Raw genomic sequence first — 254 nt, 5'->3', positions numbered from 1 at the left:
GATGATGCGGGGACAGCCTGGTTTCTTCGATCTGGACGAGCGTTACGAACGGCTGAGCGCCGTGGGCGATCCGCTCGAGAAGCTGAACGGGATCATCCCGTGGCCGGTGTTCGAGAAGCCGCTGGCCAAGGCGCTGAAGCGATCGGATGGGTCAAAGGGCGGGCGTCCGCCGTTTCCGGCGGTGCTGATGTTCAAGATCCTGGTGCTGCAGGCGCTCTACAATCTCTCCGACGATCAGGCCGAGTTCGTCATCC

General features: G+C 62.6%; 1 protein-coding gene. It reads left to right on the top strand.

All coding sequences use genetic code 11. From position 1 onward, the window contains the following. Window positions 1-4 precede the first annotated feature (4 nt). Window positions 5-254 (top strand): transposase (locus SB764_RS42520; protein ID WP_410867109.1); only part of this gene is annotated, 250 nt, incomplete at its 3' end.

This window comes from Paraburkholderia sp. SIMBA_027, assembly GCF_046535315.1.
GTDB classification, from domain to species: Bacteria; Pseudomonadota; Gammaproteobacteria; order Burkholderiales; family Burkholderiaceae; genus Paraburkholderia; species Paraburkholderia tropica.
The sequence above is the reverse complement of the archived record's forward strand: the minus strand, read 5'-3'. Positions and strand labels throughout refer to the sequence as shown.